The 15,851-nt window shown below is 55.2% G+C and carries 16 protein-coding genes; 14 read left to right on the plus strand and 2 right to left on the minus strand.

Going from position 1 to position 15,851, the window contains the following annotated elements; genetic code table 11:
* Positions 1–171: 171 nt before the first annotated feature.
* Complete coding sequence (locus tag INT33_RS03460; protein WP_193091106.1) at positions 172–465, minus strand: hypothetical protein; 294 nt, start codon at positions 463–465, stop codon at positions 172–174.
* 197 nt (positions 466–662) lie between these two features.
* On the opposite strand from INT33_RS03460, the gene INT33_RS03465 reads away from it, so the two are divergent.
* The 10 genes from INT33_RS03465 to madM all read left to right on the plus strand — a co-directional run bounded on the left by INT33_RS03465 (position 663) and on the right by madM (position 10,905).
* Positions 663–1,589, plus strand: a complete 927-nt coding sequence (locus tag INT33_RS03465) for a LysR family transcriptional regulator (protein WP_193091107.1) — start codon at positions 663–665, stop codon at positions 1,587–1,589.
* 125 nt (positions 1,590–1,714) lie between these two features.
* Positions 1,715–2,749, plus strand: a complete 1,035-nt coding sequence (gene dctP, locus INT33_RS03470) for a TRAP transporter substrate-binding protein DctP (RefSeq protein WP_192536633.1) — start codon at positions 1,715–1,717, stop codon at positions 2,747–2,749.
* 77 nt (positions 2,750–2,826) lie between these two features.
* Positions 2,827–3,318, plus strand: coding sequence for a TRAP transporter small permease (locus tag INT33_RS03475; RefSeq protein WP_193091108.1), 492 nt, complete (start codon positions 2,827–2,829; stop codon positions 3,316–3,318).
* Positions 3,315–4,592, plus strand: a complete 1,278-nt coding sequence (locus INT33_RS03480; RefSeq protein WP_192536635.1) for a TRAP transporter large permease — start codon at positions 3,315–3,317, stop codon at positions 4,590–4,592. Before INT33_RS03475 ends, INT33_RS03480 begins: the two co-directional genes overlap by 4 nt.
* 4 nt (positions 4,593–4,596) lie before the next feature.
* Positions 4,597–5,376, plus strand: coding sequence for a M15 family metallopeptidase (locus INT33_RS03485; RefSeq protein WP_192536636.1), 780 nt, complete (start codon positions 4,597–4,599; stop codon positions 5,374–5,376).
* Positions 5,377–5,515: 139 nt separating this feature from the next.
* On the plus strand, positions 5,516–6,277 hold the full coding sequence (locus INT33_RS03490; protein WP_192536637.1) for an SDR family NAD(P)-dependent oxidoreductase: 762 nt from the start codon (positions 5,516–5,518) through the stop codon (positions 6,275–6,277).
* A gap of 386 nt (positions 6,278–6,663) precedes the next feature.
* Entirely contained in the window at positions 6,664–8,001 is a 1,338-nt protein-coding gene (locus tag INT33_RS03495) for a malonyl-CoA decarboxylase (RefSeq protein WP_193091109.1), read from the plus strand.
* A gap of 34 nt (positions 8,002–8,035) precedes the next feature.
* Positions 8,036–9,577, plus strand: a complete 1,542-nt coding sequence (locus INT33_RS03500) for a malonate--CoA ligase (RefSeq protein ID WP_193091110.1) — start codon at positions 8,036–8,038, stop codon at positions 9,575–9,577.
* A gap of 92 nt (positions 9,578–9,669) precedes the next feature.
* Positions 9,670–10,128, plus strand: a complete 459-nt coding sequence (gene madL / locus INT33_RS03505) for a malonate transporter subunit MadL (protein ID WP_192536640.1) — start codon at positions 9,670–9,672, stop codon at positions 10,126–10,128.
* Positions 10,129–10,143: 15 nt separating this feature from the next.
* Positions 10,144–10,905, plus strand: coding sequence for a malonate transporter subunit MadM (gene madM / locus INT33_RS03510; protein WP_193091111.1), 762 nt, complete (start codon positions 10,144–10,146; stop codon positions 10,903–10,905).
* Positions 10,906–10,917: 12 nt separating this feature from the next.
* On the opposite strand, the gene INT33_RS03515 is transcribed toward madM, so the two are convergent.
* On the minus strand, positions 10,918–11,805 hold the full coding sequence (locus tag INT33_RS03515) for a LysR family transcriptional regulator ArgP (protein ID WP_193091112.1): 888 nt from the start codon (positions 11,803–11,805) through the stop codon (positions 10,918–10,920).
* A gap of 120 nt (positions 11,806–11,925) precedes the next feature.
* Between INT33_RS03515 and INT33_RS03520 the strand changes: the two genes are divergently transcribed.
* The 4 genes from INT33_RS03520 (at position 11,926) to INT33_RS03535 (ending at position 15,829) form a co-directional block, all read left to right on the plus strand.
* Positions 11,926–12,528 (plus strand): LysE/ArgO family amino acid transporter, encoded by a 603-nt coding sequence (locus INT33_RS03520; RefSeq protein WP_193091113.1) that lies wholly within the window; start codon positions 11,926–11,928, stop codon positions 12,526–12,528.
* Between the two features lie 207 nt (positions 12,529–12,735).
* Positions 12,736–13,227 (plus strand): YciE/YciF ferroxidase family protein, encoded by a 492-nt coding sequence (locus INT33_RS03525; RefSeq protein ID WP_192536643.1) that lies wholly within the window; start codon positions 12,736–12,738, stop codon positions 13,225–13,227.
* A 361-nt stretch (positions 13,228–13,588) separates the two neighbouring features.
* Entirely contained in the window at positions 13,589–13,753 is a 165-nt protein-coding gene (gene hemP / locus INT33_RS03530) for a hemin uptake protein HemP (protein ID WP_192536644.1), read from the plus strand.
* A 96-nt stretch (positions 13,754–13,849) separates the two neighbouring features.
* Positions 13,850–15,829 (plus strand): TonB-dependent receptor domain-containing protein, encoded by a 1,980-nt coding sequence (locus INT33_RS03535; protein ID WP_193091114.1) that lies wholly within the window; start codon positions 13,850–13,852, stop codon positions 15,827–15,829.
* Positions 15,830–15,851 lie beyond the last annotated feature (22 nt).

Consider the following 15,851-nt stretch of genomic DNA (forward strand, 5'->3'; position numbering starts at 1 on the left):
GCTCACTTTGCACTAAAGAAGTGCGAAATGATGGCAAATTGCACCAAATAGGCAAATGATAAATCGTCATAGCGTTATGAATCGAACTCACACGTCAAACGTTTGCCCGAATTAACGCTATCAATACAAATACTTAGCACGCTTACTTGTATGCCACTCTGACTATCTTAATTACGTTATCAGCCAAGAAAGTATAAACAGCGCCAGCACAATCCGGAAAATAGCTCCGAATATCGACCCGCGGAGTATGGCTTTCACGCCACCCCACAGCAGACAAAGCCCGATAATCAGTACCAGAATACTGAAGAAGGAGGCATTAATTCCCAGCGAGCGGCTTAACCCATCGACAAACTCTTCCAATGCACCGAAGAAGTTAGTGAAGATAGCCAGTAAAAACTCCACCACGGTACGAATCACATCGCCAATGGTCTCGCCTACCCGGTCAAAAAATCCATTTCCCTGCATGTAAAATCCTCAAGCTCAGCCATCGCGATGTTTTGCATTGTCGGCTAAAACCTTTCAGGGGGCAAAGCAAACGCTCTGTGCTCGCTCTTTCACCGGTTGGCGCCGCATTTTTCTGCGCTGTTTGCGCTTTTGACTAACGCTTCCTCTGGTAAGCTTCCGGCCACATCGTTAAACATTTGCCGTATGGTCATCACCTTATGCTTAACCAGCGCGCCCTGACATATCTGAACGAAGTGATCCGGCGTGGGTCATTGCGTCGTGCCGCGGCACACCTGGACGTTGACCCCTCGGCGCTTAGCCGCCAGATCAAAGCGCTTGAAGAAACCCTGAACACCAAGCTTTGCGAGCGCCACGGCACCGGTATGCGTGCCACCCAGGCGGGACAGTTACTGGTGCAACATTTTCACACCCAGCGCGCTCAGGAAGAGTCGGTATTATCGCAGCTGATGGCGCTTCAAGGACTGGCACGTGGGCATGTCCGGATCGCCGTGGGTGAAGGCTTTATCGCTGATTTAATTGCCAAACCGCTCGGCGATTTTATGTCGATGTTTAGCGGCATTAACGTCGAGATTCGCATGGCTGGCGTGAATGAAGCTATCTCGCTGCTCAAAGACCGTGAGGTGGAGCTTGCGCTACTCTATGCGCCGCCCGTCGACCCTACCCTTGATTGTCATGTCGAGACCTTCCAGCCGCTGGATTTAATTGTGCCTCCTGACCACCCCTTATGCGCACTGCACAGGCCAATCAACTTAAACGATTTACGCCCCTGGCCACTGGGGTTAATGGACAACCCTTTTGGCATGCGTCAAATGGTCAATATGGTAGCTCAGCACGAGCGAATTCATATTGAGGCGCGCCTTTATACCAACTCCGTTGCGGTGCTTAAAAATTTTGTACGCTCAGGCATTGGCGTCACCTTTATGCCTGAGATCACCATCATTGATGAAATTGAACGCCAGGAAATAATCGCGCTGCCCATGAAGTATCCGTTAATGAATAGCGCACGGGCACAAATCGTCAGCCTGCAGGGCCAGGAGCTTACCGTGGCCGCCCACGCCTGCGTTGAACAATTACGCCAAGGGATGCGTTTCTTTTCTGCCGACGCGCCCCGACTGTTGTCTTAAAGACAACGCTTTAGGTATTGCATAGTCAACGCATCAATGCCTAGTCTTCTAATGTAATGATAAAAAGAACCTGAGCAGGTAATTCTCTCAACCTGCCATTTATGATAATAAGCAAGGAGATCTCCATGTTACCGTCCCATTTCATGCCGAAATTACTTACCGGCGCTTGCCTAGTGGGTTCTGCACTGATGGCTGGTAGTGCTTTTGCGGCTACCACCATCAACTTAAGCTACAACGGCCAGCCCGATGCCGAAAAAAACGCGGTTCACGTCTTCGCGACCAACTTGAAAGAGCTGGTTGCCGAGAAGACGGATAACGAAGTCGAACTGCGTCTTTTCCCCAACAGCATGCTGGGCAGTGAAGAAGACCGCATGGAGCAGACCATGAACACGCCGATGCTCAACATCGCGTCGTTCGCGGGTGTTTCCCCGTTGGTTGAAGAGCTGTTCGTTAGCGCCATCCCCTTTCTGTTTGACGATTTCGATGCCGCCCGCACCTTCTTTGATGAAGGTGATTACTGGCAGGAGTTAACTGACACACTTGCCGAGCGTGCCGGTATCGATATGCTCGCAGTGGTTGAAGAAGGCGGCTTTTTGGCCTTCACCAATAACGAGCGCCCGATCAGCCACCCGGATGATTTTAAAGGGCTGCGTTTCCGGGCCATGGACCCAAGCCAGGTAGCGCTTTATGAGTCCTTCGGCGCGTCCGGCACGCCCATCCCGTGGACCGAAACCTACATGGCCCTGCGTACCGGCGTTGCCAATGGGCAGATGAACCCGCCGATGTACATTGCTCTTGCAAGTCTTTACGAAGTGCAAAAGTACCTGACGCTTGCCAACATCCAGTATTCCGACCAGTTCCTGGTAGGCAATAGCGACATGATCGCCAACTGGGATGAAGAGCTTCGCGCTACGTTTATGGAAGCGGTTGCCGAGGCTAACCACAATGCCCGTGAATCCAACGAATCTCAGGTAGAGTCACGCATCGAGTACCTGGAAGCGCAGGGCATGGAAGTCATCCGTCCTTCGCATGATGACCTGGAAGCGTTCCGTACGATTGGTCAGCCCGCTTACCTTGAGTGGCTGACTGAACGTGGCATCGAGCAGCGCTGGATCGACATGGCGCTCGAAGATGCTGGTATGGATGAGCTGAATAACTAACCAGCCACTGACTGACGCGTAATCATCAGGGCCGATTAACGTCGGCCCTTTCCATTCGTGCTTTCGGAAGTACTCTCATGCTGACTTCGCTTCGACACCGGCTGCTGACGATTAGCCGTCCAGTTACGCTTACCCTCGCGGGCGCTTTACTGTCCGTTAATGTACTCGCCATTCTGTATGGCGTCTTGATGCGTTATGTTGTTGGCGGCGCGCCGATCTGGACTGACGAGCTGTCGCGCTTCTTGATTATCGCCACCGTAATGCTGGCGGCGGGTGCCGTGTGGTCAGAAGGGGGGCATATGCGTGTTGGGCTACTGGAGCGCTTGCTGCCAGTGTCTCTGGCCCGCCTGTTAAATATTTATCAGTGGCTGCTTACTTTAATCATCGCCTTGGGCGGCGCCGTCATCAGCTACCGTTATGCGCTCTCAGTGAGCATGTTCACCTCGTCAGGGCTGGGCATCAGCCGTTCGATACCACTCCTTTCGCTTCCTTTAGGCTTTGCCCTGCTTGCCTGGCATGCCGTGCTGTATGGGCCTGCACCGCTTAAAACCGTGGAGGAAACCGCATGATTTTAACCATGCTGGGAGTCTTTCTTGTCCATGTGCTGCTTGGGCTGCCGCTTTTTCTTTCGCTGCTGGTAACAGCCATTGTCGGGTTCATCTTTGTCGACCCCTCGATGATTCCGCGCATGCTTCCACAGCAGTTTTTTGGCGGCATCAACGTGTTCTCCTTGATGGCCATCCCGCTGTTTATTCTGGCGGGTAACTTAATGAATGCCAGCGGCCTTACCGAGCGCCTGATGGGCTTTGCACGCCTGATGGTTGGCCACCTACGCGGCGGTATGGGCCACGTTAACGTGGTTTCGAGCGTGTTCTTTGCCGGGGTCAATGGCTCAGCCGTGGCCGACACCTCAGCGCTTGGCTCGCTATTGGTTCCGGCCATGGAGAAAGAAGGCTATTCGCGGGCGTTTGCCGCTGGTCTGACGGCCGGCAGCTCGCTAATTGGACCGATCATTCCACCCAGTATTTTCATGATCCTGTATGCGTCACTAACCAACACATCAGTTGGCGACCTGTTTCTTGCCGGTATTATTCCCGGTCTGCTGTTGGGTGCTGCCTTTATGGGCATGAACGCCTGGTATGCCTGGCGCCATCGGCTACCTAAAAGCGGACGGCTACCCACACTTAAAGAGCTCACCGTTACGTTCGTCGCTGCCATGCCCGCATTGGTAGCGCCGGTGATTATCGTGGCCGGCATCGTGCTGGGGTTTGTAACGCCCACCGAATCTGGCGCCCTGACGGCGCTTTATGTCGCGCTATGTGGTGTCCTGCTGGGTAACCTGCGTCTGCGCCATTGCTGGCGGGCGATTATCGATACGGCAAGACTGACCTGCGCTATTTTCCTGATTATGGCGGCATCGGCGACCATTAGCTGGTTGCTCTCCTATGCCCAGGTGCCCAGTCAGTTCGTCTCGCTGCTGTCACCTTATGTCGACAGCGCGATTATTATTTTGCTGTTGCTTAGCGCCATCACCTTTTTGACCGGCATGTTTATGGAAGAAGTGTCGGCGCTGATGCTGCTCACGCCTATCTTTGCACCGGTGGCCATGATGGCAGGCATCGACCCCGTGCATCTGGGCGTCATTATCACGCTCAATATCACCATTGCGTTAATTACACCGCCTTTGGGCGCCTGTGTATTTGTGGCCGCGGCCGTGAGCCGGTTAGAGATCGTCTCGCTGTTTAAAACGATCTGGCCCTTTGTACTAACCGCCATTGCCGTACTGTTACTGATTATTTTCTTCCCCGCGCTTGCGCTCTGGCTGCCCTCTACTTTTGGATAAGACAATGCCTGCACCTTCGATTTCTGATAAGGCCTTGTCGCCTATACCTAGCCACCCGGCTCCCCAGTGGGACAAGGTCAGCCGCCTGTCCATTACCGATAACGGCGAGCGCTTGCTTCCCATGAGTCTGGCACCCGCTCCTATTCGGGTGTTCCCGGCTTACGCACGTCTGGGCATCCCTGGTGCTGTGAACGAGTGCTTCGTGCGCGAAGGCGTTTACCGGGCGCTGATGACCGCAGCACGCAGCCTGCCTGACGGCATCGGGCTTATTGTGCTGGATGGCTGGCGCCCGTGGCGGGTCCAGCAATACCTGTTTGAAACCCTGCAGGCGGCGATTCAAAACCGTCAGCCTGAATTATCGGAAAGCGAGCTCTTAGCGCGTACCCGCGAGTTTGTTTCCGTGCCCAGCCAAGATCCCAGCGCCCCAAGCCCTCATCTAACCGGCGGCGCGGTGGATGTCACGCTTTGCGACGCAGATGGCGTCCCACTAGACATGGGCACCCTGTTTGATGAAACGCTGCCCGCCTCTCATACGGATCACTTTGAGAAGCTAGATAGCCTAACTGCTAATCAGCGTAACGCCCGCGACCACCGCCGCCTGCTCTACCACACCATGGCTGAGCAAGGTTTCACCAACCTCCCCAGCGAGTGGTGGCATTACGACTTGGGCGATCAGCTGTGGGGGCACTATTGTGCCAGCAGCAATTCAGGCACCAACAGCGTTTACTACGGCCCGACGGAGCCTGAAACCATCGAAAACCGTTGGCGGCGTCAGCTTGGCTAGCCTGAAAAGCGCAGTATTTGCTCTGCACACCCAATCGCTTACGGTAAGAGCAAATAGCCATCAACTCTTCATTAAGTAAGCCCAAACAGGCTACATTAGAGCTGAGCCTATTTGCCCCCTTGATGAAGGAGTCTTCGCGATGCCTAGCGTTTTAATTACCGGTGCTACCTCTGGCTTTGGTAAAGCCGCCGCCATGCGTTTTGCACAAGCCGGCTGGTCATTGATTCTGACCGGCCGTCGGGAAGAGCGCCTAAAGGCGCTTGAGGAAGAACTTTCTAAGCAGGTGCCGGTACTCACTCTGACCCTGGATGTTCGCGATAGCGATGCTGTCACCAAGGCACTGGGCGAGCTACCCGAAAGCTTTTTACCCCTCACCTGCCTGATCAACAATGCAGGTCTGGCGCTAGCTCCAGAACCGGCACAGAAGGTCGATCTTAAAGACTGGCACACCATGATCGACACCAACATCACGGGCCTGGTTAACGTTACCCACGCCGCACTTCCACTCCTGCTTACTCAGGGTGAAGGCGCCAGCATTCTTAACCTTGGTTCCGTTGCTGGCCAGTGGCCCTACCCCGGCGGCCATGTGTATGGCGCCTCCAAAGCATTCGTTCAGCAATTTAGCTACAACCTGCGCTGTGACCTGCTGGGCACCGGTATTCGTGTGACCGACCTTGCCCCCGGCATGGCAGAAACTGAATTCACGCTGGTACGCACCAAGGGCAACCAGGAGGCGTCTGATGCGCTTTATCGCGGCACCACGCCGCTACAGGCCGAAGATATTGCCGAGCAGCTTTATTACCTCGCCACGCTGCCTGCGCATATCAATATCAACCGTTTGGAAATCATGCCGGTTCGCCAGGCGTGGTCGCCGTTTAACATCAACCGCGACGCCGAATAACGGCTAAGCGCAGGTAAAACGCATAAGCACTTTTTAAACAACTGCCTGAAAGTTTGACGGCTGTGCGGTGATGATCATGGCGATATGCGCTCTATGCCATGTCCTGACCGCGCAGCAGCTTTAATTCCTCAGTACCGAAGCCACTCTACTGCTCTGCAATACGCTTTTCACACTTCATTTGCACCTCACCATTCCAGCTAAAGCCCGTCTGGCTGTGGCTTTCAGCGACCTCTTCGCCCTATGTCTACCCTTCTGCCTCTTGACCCAGATATTTTAAACCTCTATTTGTTATATATAACAAGCCACCTGATACATCTCTCTAGCGCCATCGAGCGTGCGCTGCTAGCGAATTGTCCATCCAGAGGTCGATGTGCATGAATGTGAACATGACGTTTCTTCAAGGGCTACTCTCCAATATCAGCACGCGTACTCGCCTATTAGGCAGCGCTGCTAACGCCACGCAAAGCAGTGATGCGCACCTTCACGCTCTCTCTTCGGCTTGTGAAACGCTGATGCAGCGCGGCGGTGAAGCCTCCCAGATAATGACCGCGCAGCGCGCCTTAACCCACTATCAGCAGCTGGAGCCCGAAGAGCGCCTGGCCTTCTTCTCGCTGCTTGCCAGTGATTACGCTGCCGAGCCAGGGGCCATTCATGCCGCGTACCAGGCTTACTGTGAGACTGAAGATAACGCGGCCCTTGAAAAGCTGTTTAACGCTTGTGAGCCACGTCGCCAGGATTTACTGCGCCGCTTGAACCTTTGCCCGGGCGGTACCTTTGAGCTCGTGAAAATGCGTGCCGACCTGCTCAAGCAGCTACGTCACGCACCCGAGCTTGCCGCGCTGAATAGCGATTTTTCCCATCTGTTTAATTCCTGGTTCAACCGGGGCTTTCTGGTGCTGGAAAGCATCGACTGGAACACGCCCGCCGCCGTGCTGGAAAAGCTGATTCAATACGAAGCCGTGCACGCCATCAGCGACTGGCGTGACCTGCGCCGCCGACTAGACCCGGAAGATCGCCGCTGTTACGCCTTCTTTCACCCGGCAACCGGTGATGAGCCGCTTATCTTTGTGGAAGTGGCGCTATGCAAAGGTATCCCCGACAACGTGCAGCGCATTCTGGAACACGGCGAAGAGGTGCCGCTGGATGAAGCCGATACCGCAGTCTTCTACAGCATCAGCAACTGCCAGGCAGGGCTTAAAGGCGTATCGTTCGGCAATTTCTTAATCAAGCAGGTGGTTCAGGAACTCAGCCGCGAGCTGCCGCAGCTCAAGAACTTCGTCACCCTGTCACCGGTACCGGGCTTTGCTGACTGGCTGGCCGAGCAGCGGACCTCTCAGGCCATCACGCCGTCCGGCCCTCTGGAAGCCTTTCTGGACACCCCTGAAACAAACGAGCTACCGGCGGCCGCACATAAGGAATTCATGCGCCTCGCCGCGCATTATCTGGTCGAGGCCAAGCACCGAAGCGGCCAACCGCTTAATCCTGTCGCGCGCTTCCATTTAGGCAATGGCGCAAGCCTTCACCGGCTTAACTGGCTGGGCGACACCTCCTCCAAAGGGCGCCAACAAGCGCACGGGCTGATGGTCAATTACCTCTACCAGCTGGACCGTATCGAACAGAATCATGAAGCCTACACCCGCGACCACAGCGTGGTATGCGCCAATGATATTCGTCGACTGGCAAGCCAGGCTAGCCAGCATTTCAATACTGAAGCGAGCGTTTAACGGTTAGCGCTCGCAAAATAACAAGGCACCTTTCATGAACCACAACCTTTACCTGCAGTTTTACCCGCACTTTGAACGTCAGCCCAACAAGGTGTTGATGGATACGCTGGAGGGTAAGCGCTACCGGTATGGCGATGTCCTAACGACCAGCCGAAAAATGGCCAGCGTCCTTCTGGAACTAGGCGTTTCGCCGGGCGACAGAGTCGCCGTCCAGGTCGATAAAAGTCCTGAAATCGTCATGCTGTATCTTGCCTGCCTACAGGTCGGCGCAGTGTATCTGCCGCTCAATACGGCCTATACCGACAGCGAAATTGCCTACTTTCTCGAAGATGCGCAACCACAGCTTTACGTGTGCCGCCCGGCAGTACTCAAAGAGGCTCAGGAACGCGCCAGCACCAGTGGCGTTGCCCATGTAGAAAGCCTGGGCACCAAGGCCGACGGCAGCCTGATGGAAAAAGTCGCTAATGCGCCGGAAACCGAACAGGTGTGCGAAGTAGCAGGCGACGATCTGGCGGCAATTCTATATACCTCTGGCACCACCGGGCGCTCCAAGGGCGCCATGCTCAGCCACAAGAACCTGGCCTCCAATAGCCAGTCGCTTAGTGAAGCGTGGCAGTATACCGAGCAGGATCACCTGATCCACGCACTGCCGATTTTCCATACCCACGGCCTGTTTGTGGCGTGCAACATCACGCTGATCAACGGCGCTTCGATGACGTTCCTGCCCAAGCTCGATGTTGATGAGCTGCTGGATCTCATGCCCCACGCCACCGTGCTGATGGGCGTGCCGACCTTCTATACCCGCCTGCTTGCCTCCGAGCGTTTGAACCGCGAGGTGGTTGCCAATATGCGCCTGTTTATTTCAGGCTCGGCACCCTTGTTGGCTGAAACCCACGAAGCATTCGAAGAGCGCACCGGCCATGCCATTCTTGAGCGTTACGGCATGACCGAAACCAATATGAACACCTCCAACCCTTACCACGGTAAGCGCCGCCCGGGCACGGTAGGCATGCCGCTTCCCGGAGTAGAAGTGCGTATCGCTGACCGCGAAAGCGGCAAGGCGCTCGCTCAGGGCGAAACCGGCATGGTTGAGCTACGCGGCCCGAATATTTTCCAGGGTTATTGGCGTATGCCGGAAAAAACTCAGGCCGAATTTCGTGATGACGGCTTCTTCATTACCGGCGACCTGGGGCTTATCGACGAACACGGTTACCTGAACATCGTGGGCCGTGACAAGGACCTGGTGATTTCCGGTGGCTACAACGTCTATCCGAAAGAAGTCGAGCAGTTGATCGATGACTTACCGGGGGTGATGGAATCCGCCGTCATTGGCGTGCCGCATGGTGATCTTGGCGAAGGGGTTGTGGCAGTGGTCGTGCCCAGCGCTTCAGACGCGATTAGCGAAGCGCAGATACTTGCAGCTCTCAAGGATCAGGTAGCCCGTTACAAACAGCCTAAGCGAGTCTTCTTTGCCGAGTCGTTGCCGCGCAACGTGATGGGCAAAATTCAGAAGAATCAGCTGCGCACCACCTACACGGATACATTCACTCAAGAGCGTGCGACGGCTAACGTTTGAGCCTACTTCCCGCGCCGCAGGGGATCGGGCCAAGCCCTGACTGCGGCCATAAAAAGTGCTCCTCACAACAACGATAAGACAGGAATTGTGCCATGGTGATTTACGGTGTTGCCCTTCTGGCAGGGTGTATGTTGGTCGGCCTATGGGCTGGTGATGTGCTGGGCATGCTGCTCGGCGTCAATTCGAACGTAGGGGGTGTTGGCATTGCCATGCTGATGCTGATCTTCCTGGGCGGCTATCTGATGGACAAAAAGAAGATGCCCGCCAGCACGGAAGACGGTATCAAGTTCTGGAACGGCATGTATATTCCGATTGTGGTCGCAATGGCCGCCAGCCAGAATGTCGCCGCCGCGATTGATGGCGGTCTGATTGCGCTACTCGCAAGCCTGGTCGCGGTAGTCGCAAGCTTTGCGTTAATTCCCTTTCTCAACAAGCTTGGCCGTCCCAAGGCCTCCGATACTCAGGAAAGCACTCCGCCACACAAGCCGCGTAAAGTGTTAAGTGCCTCCTCACCATCTCATGCTCGTGCTCGCGCGCGCCATGCCCGCTAACTGGGGGCCACTATTATGATTGAATCGTTAGTCACTCAGCTTGAGAAACAGCACCTGATCGCGGCGTTTGCCTTAGTGGGCGGCGCCATGTACCTCTCCTATCTGATCAGCGACAAACTGACCAAGGGGCGTATTCACGGCTCGGCCATTGCAATTATCGTGGGGCTAGGCTTGGCCTATTTTGGCGGTATTCATACGGGCGGTACGCGAGGTCTTGCCGATATCAGCCTATTTGCCGGGCTAGGCTTAATGGGCGGCGGCATGCTGCGCGATCTGGCGATTATAGCCACGGCTTACGGGGTACGTTTTCAAGAAGTTCGCGAGGCGGGTCTCAGCGGTATTATCGCCCTGTTTCTAGGTGTGTTCGTATCCTTCATTGCCGGGGTGGCGGTAGCCTACGCGTTCGGTTATCGCGACCCCATTTCGCTGACAACCATTGGCGCCGGTACCGTAACCTATATTGTCGGACCCATTGCGGGTGCTTCAATTGGCGCGTCTTCCGAGATCATCGCCCTTTCGATTGCCGCCGGCCTATTCAAATCGATTCTGGTGATGATCCTAACCCCTGTCGCTGCCCGTCATATCGGCCTGGATAACCCACGTTCAGCGATGATTTTCGGCGGTTTGATGGGCACCACCAGCGGCGTGGCGGCTGGCCTTGCCGCCACCGACCCGAAGCTGGTGCCTTATGGTGCCATGACGGCCACGTTCTACACTGGCCTCGGCGCGCTGCTTGCCCCTTCAGTCCTGTATTTTGCTGTTCGCGCTATCTTTTAACGAGCGTTATACCTAACGCGGCACCAATGCCTCTAACGCTTCACGGCGAAGGTGCTGCGTCAAACCTGCCAGCAAGCGCCCGCCGTTGCGCCAGTAATGCCAATAGAGCGGTACATTGATGGCGCGCCCGGGTATCAGCTCCACCAGCTTGCCTTGCGCCAGCGCATCACGCACCTGAAGCTCCGGCACCATTCCCCAGCCCAGTCCGCTTTCCAGCAAACGTACAAAACCTTCCGATGAAGGACACAGGTGATAGGCAAAGCTGCCGATAATACCAAGCGCCGCTAGGTAGCGATGCTGTAGCAAATCATCGGTACCAAACACGATAGCTGGCGCCTGGGGCAAGACGTCTGCATCCACGCCATCAGCAAAGTACTGTTTCATAAAGGCTGGGCTTGCAACCGCCAGATACGGCATGGCGCCTAACGCGACGCTGCTTGCCCCCGCGACAGGGCGCTCGGCCGCACATACACAGCCTGCCACTTCGCCTGCCCGCATACGTTTTAATCCCACCTCCTGATCCTCGACGACCAACTCCAGCAGTACGTTCTGGTGGGTACAAAAACCACTCACCGCCGAGGGCCACCAGGTGGCCAGACTGTCTGCATTAATCGCCAAGCGCAGGCGCTCCGGCACTGCGTCATCCAACGCGGGGACCTGGCGCGTGAGATCACGCTCGAGTAAGCGTACCTGCTGTACATGGTTGAGCAGCCGACGACCGATTTCGGTGGGAGCAGGCGGCGTCGCGCGCACTAACACCGGCTGGCCGATACGCGCCTCCAGCAGCTTGACCCGCTGCGATACCGCCGACTGGGATATCCCCAGCATATTCGCGGCGCGCTCAAAACCGCCCTGTTCTACCACGGCGGCCAGGGCGGCCAGCAATTTATAGTCGAGCAATCAGTTTTCCTTATAGGGCATCAGGAGTATTCATTTTGCTTATAAAAACGATTCTAGCAAACTGGGCCACTACGGGCGGCATAACGCGCCCTAAATAGCGATTAATAAGGAATACACGCAATGTGGCAGAGTTACAGCAACGGCCTGCTGATGGCAATTGGGTTGATCATGGCGATTGGCGCACAGAATGCGTTCGTTTTATCGCAAAGCCTGCGGCGTGAGCACCATATAGCGGTCGCGTTGCTGTGCATTTTATGTGATGCCACGCTAATAACCGCGGGCGTATTTGGCCTGGCAAGTATATTGACGCAAAGCCCGCTACTGCTTGCCATCGCACGCTGGGGCGGCATTGCGTTTTTGCTTTGGTATGGCAGCCAGGCGTTATACCGTGCCTGGCGCCCGCAAGCGCTTCGGGCGACTGACACATCATCCCGCTCGTTAAACGCCGTAATGCTAGCCGCACTGGCGGTCACGCTGCTTAACCCGCATGTCTACCTGGATACCGTATTGCTGATTGGCGCACTCGGCGCCCAGCAGCCAATGCCCGGCGCCTACGCCTTGGGGGCCACTAGCGGCTCATTTATATGGTTCAGCGCACTGGCCTTGGGTGGCGCAAGCCTTGCGCCTTGGCTTGCGCGCCCAGTTACCTGGCGTCTTATTGATATTGGCGTAGCGCTTATGATGTTTAGCGTGGCTGCTCAATTGCTTATCGGTGGGCTGTAGCGCGTATATTATTCAGCCACCTTTACCACCTTAACTTTCATCAACTCTCCTTTTTGAAAACTTTAAAAAATGATGTATTAAAATACTTAATATACAACTCAAAGCTTAACTTACGTAAATTTATCCGGCACAAATTCCCTGCTAGTTTTAAAAGGGCTGTAAACGTTTATTACGGATGATCCTTTTTAATCAAGCAGGAGCGATACGATGGTTATTAAAAACGCCAAGGACCTTTTCATTCATCTTCTTTCCGACACGAACAGTGCTGAAAAGCAGATAACAAAGGCGCTACCCAAATTAGCTCGGGCAGCTGATGACCCCCAACTGGCTGAGGCATTCAAGCACCACCTGGAAGAAACCCAAGGCCAGCTGGAAAGGCTTGAAAAAGTAGCCGACAGCCTGCCAGATATTCGAATCAAGCGCATGAAGTGTCATGCAATGGAAGGCTTGATCGAAGAGGGCCAGGAGCTGATAGATGCCACTGAGAAAGGCCCGGTGCGCGATGCAGGCCTGATCGGCGCGGCTCAGAAAGTCGAACATTATGAAATTGCGACTTACGGCACCCTGTGTGCTCTTGCCGAGCAGCTAGGCTATAGCGAAGCCAAAAATATTCTGGCTGAAACGCTTGAAGAAGAAAAGAACACCGATAATAAGCTAACCCAGTTGGCTAAGACGCTGGTTAACCAAAAAGCGGGATAAAACCCCTTTAATGAAGTAGCCATCAATGGTTGGTCGTATTGGCCGTACGTTATCTAACAAACGGTTAATTATTAATATCCAACCTATATGATATTGCTTCATTGAAAGCCAATTTTAAGTCTTATTAACTTAGGTGAGCTGATAGTTGATAGCTCACCTAAATTTCCTACATAACTTTTAAGGCCATATTGCGCCCCTGAATTCAAACATTAAGCACGATTCAAAGCGCTTTCATTGTCTACGCCTTTCTCTCCCCCTTCCCCTACGCTTGGTCAGGTTCCTTATTCATCTACTTGAGCCGACGCAAATGGCCTGCTATCTTATCGGCAATAATTATCATTAACATAAGGGACAGTATCTCATGCAGTTTGCCGATAGAGGTACAGAATCAGACAATACGCCTGCGCCTCGTGAGGTCGAAAGCCGCGAATTGCTTGGGCCGCAAGGTCAACTGGTGATTCAACATGACAATCGCCGCTACGTATTGCGTATTACCAGAAGCGGAAAACTTATTTTAACGGCGTAACGCTCCATCAGTTCTTACGCCGCTTAACGCCAGCCAGGTAGCCAACGCACCCAGCCAGCTTCAATTACCCTCCTTATTGTTGGAACGGTCTGGCTCATGAAACGTGTTTACTCGCTTTGCCCGCTTTACCTTGCTCTTTGCCCCTTGCTTATCGCCCCTGCGTTAGCGCAATCAACGGCGGATCCAGTGACCGTTACCGGCACGCGGACGCCTACCGACCTTTCTCGCGCACCGTTGATTATCGATATTATCGACCGTGATGATGCCGTTCTGGCTACCGCTGGCCGCATTGAAGATGTACTGAGCCGTCAACCAGGCCTGCATGTGGCCGGGCCAGGACGGCGTAACGGTCAAACGCTGAGCATGCGGGGGTTTGGCCGCCAGGGCGTGCTGGTTCGACTGGATGGCGTTCGCCAGGATATTTCCACTGGCCACGTAGGCAACTTCTTCCTGGACCCAGCGCTGATCCAGGAAGTCCAGATAGCGCGAGGCGCACTATCAAGCCTTTATGGCAGTAACGCCATGGGCGGCGTGGTAAGTTTCACGAGCGTAGAAGCCAAGGACTTGCTTGCCCCCGGCCAAGACAGCGGCGCCCGGCTTTCTGTTGGCGGCGCTACAGCAAATGATGAGCTACGTGGCAGTCTGACAGCCTTTGGGCGTCACGCTGCACCCAGTGGTCAAGTGGATGGCCTGATTTCAATAGGCCGTAGCGAGTCCGGTGATATTCGCCGCGCAGGTGGCGAGGAGGCCGAAGACGATGCCTCGCTCAACAGCCTGCTGGTCAAAGGCGGTTGGGAGCCGAGTAGCGATCAGCGGGTGTTTATCAGCTGGCAGCATTACGATGAGCGTGCCACCCAGCCCGCTAACCCTCAGCAGTTATCACGCGATGCCAGTAACCCGCTGCGCGACCGGAATGTCGAAAGTAACAATCTACAGCTTGGCCACCGCTGGCAGCCCGGTCAAGCGACAGAAATCACCTCACGACTGACGTTTAGCCAGCAGGATATTGATGAGCCCCAAGCCAGCCGCACGCTGGAACGCGTTGGCCTGCAAAGCGATGGCTACCACACCATCAATCACGGCTGGCTCTCCCAAACATTGGTATTTGGTGGCGAACTGGAGCAGGCGCGCCAGCGCCCGGAGGGTAACGCCAACGGCTTTCCAAAAGCCGATATCGACACTCAGGCCGCTTATTTAGACACCACGCTAACCGCTGGCCGCTATCTAGCAGAGGGCGGTGCCGGCCAGTTTGATGTAGGCCTGGGGGCCCGCTATGACCGTTACGACGCCACCGGCCAAGGCGATGCCGATAGCGTGCATGACCAGGTCTCGCCACGTTTTCGCCTGGCCTGGCGCCCCGATGAAGCGCTGATGCTGTTCTCCGGTTACGCCGAAGCCTTCCGCGCGCCGAGCCTTTCTGAGCTATACGCCAACGAGCGCCACTTTGCCGGTTTCTGCGCCGGGCCTTTCTTCTGTACCCCCGACAATTACTGGGTGCCTAACCCTAACCTGTCTCCTGAATCCAGCCATACCTGGGAAAGTGGCGTGGTCTGGCATCAAGGCGATTGGCAGGTGCGCGCCAGCTACTTCGACACCCGCGCCGATGACTTTATCGACACCCAGGTCGACATTATGGCGGGTACCACTCAGGCCGTGAACGTACAGCGCGCCCAACTATGGGGCTATGACGCTCGCGTTGCCTGGCAGCCCGGCGCCTTTCCTCTGCTTACAAGCTTTATAGGACTCTCAGAAGTTTCCGGTAAAGACCGCGACAGCGGCGGCGCGCTAGGCAGTCAGACCCCCATGGAAGTGACCCTCGGCAGTGAAGTGGCGCTCTACAACCATGATGTGCGTATCGGCTGGCAAAGCCGCTTGGCGCGTGATTTTGATAAACAGGGCGATGACGAGCGTCTGCCTGGCTATGGGCTGCACGATGTGCACCTGGCTTGGCGCCTTACCCCCGCCATTGATACCTCGCTACGCCTGGCCAACCTGGGCGATAAAGTGTGGTACCGCCCCGATGGCAGCTTAGGCGATGGGCGCAGCCTGTTCGCTACCCTCAACTGGCAGTGGTAAATCCATTCAGTGAACTCGATAT

The organism is Halomonas colorata, from assembly GCF_014897985.1.
GTDB classification, from domain to species: Bacteria; Pseudomonadota; Gammaproteobacteria; order Pseudomonadales; family Halomonadaceae; genus Vreelandella; species Vreelandella colorata.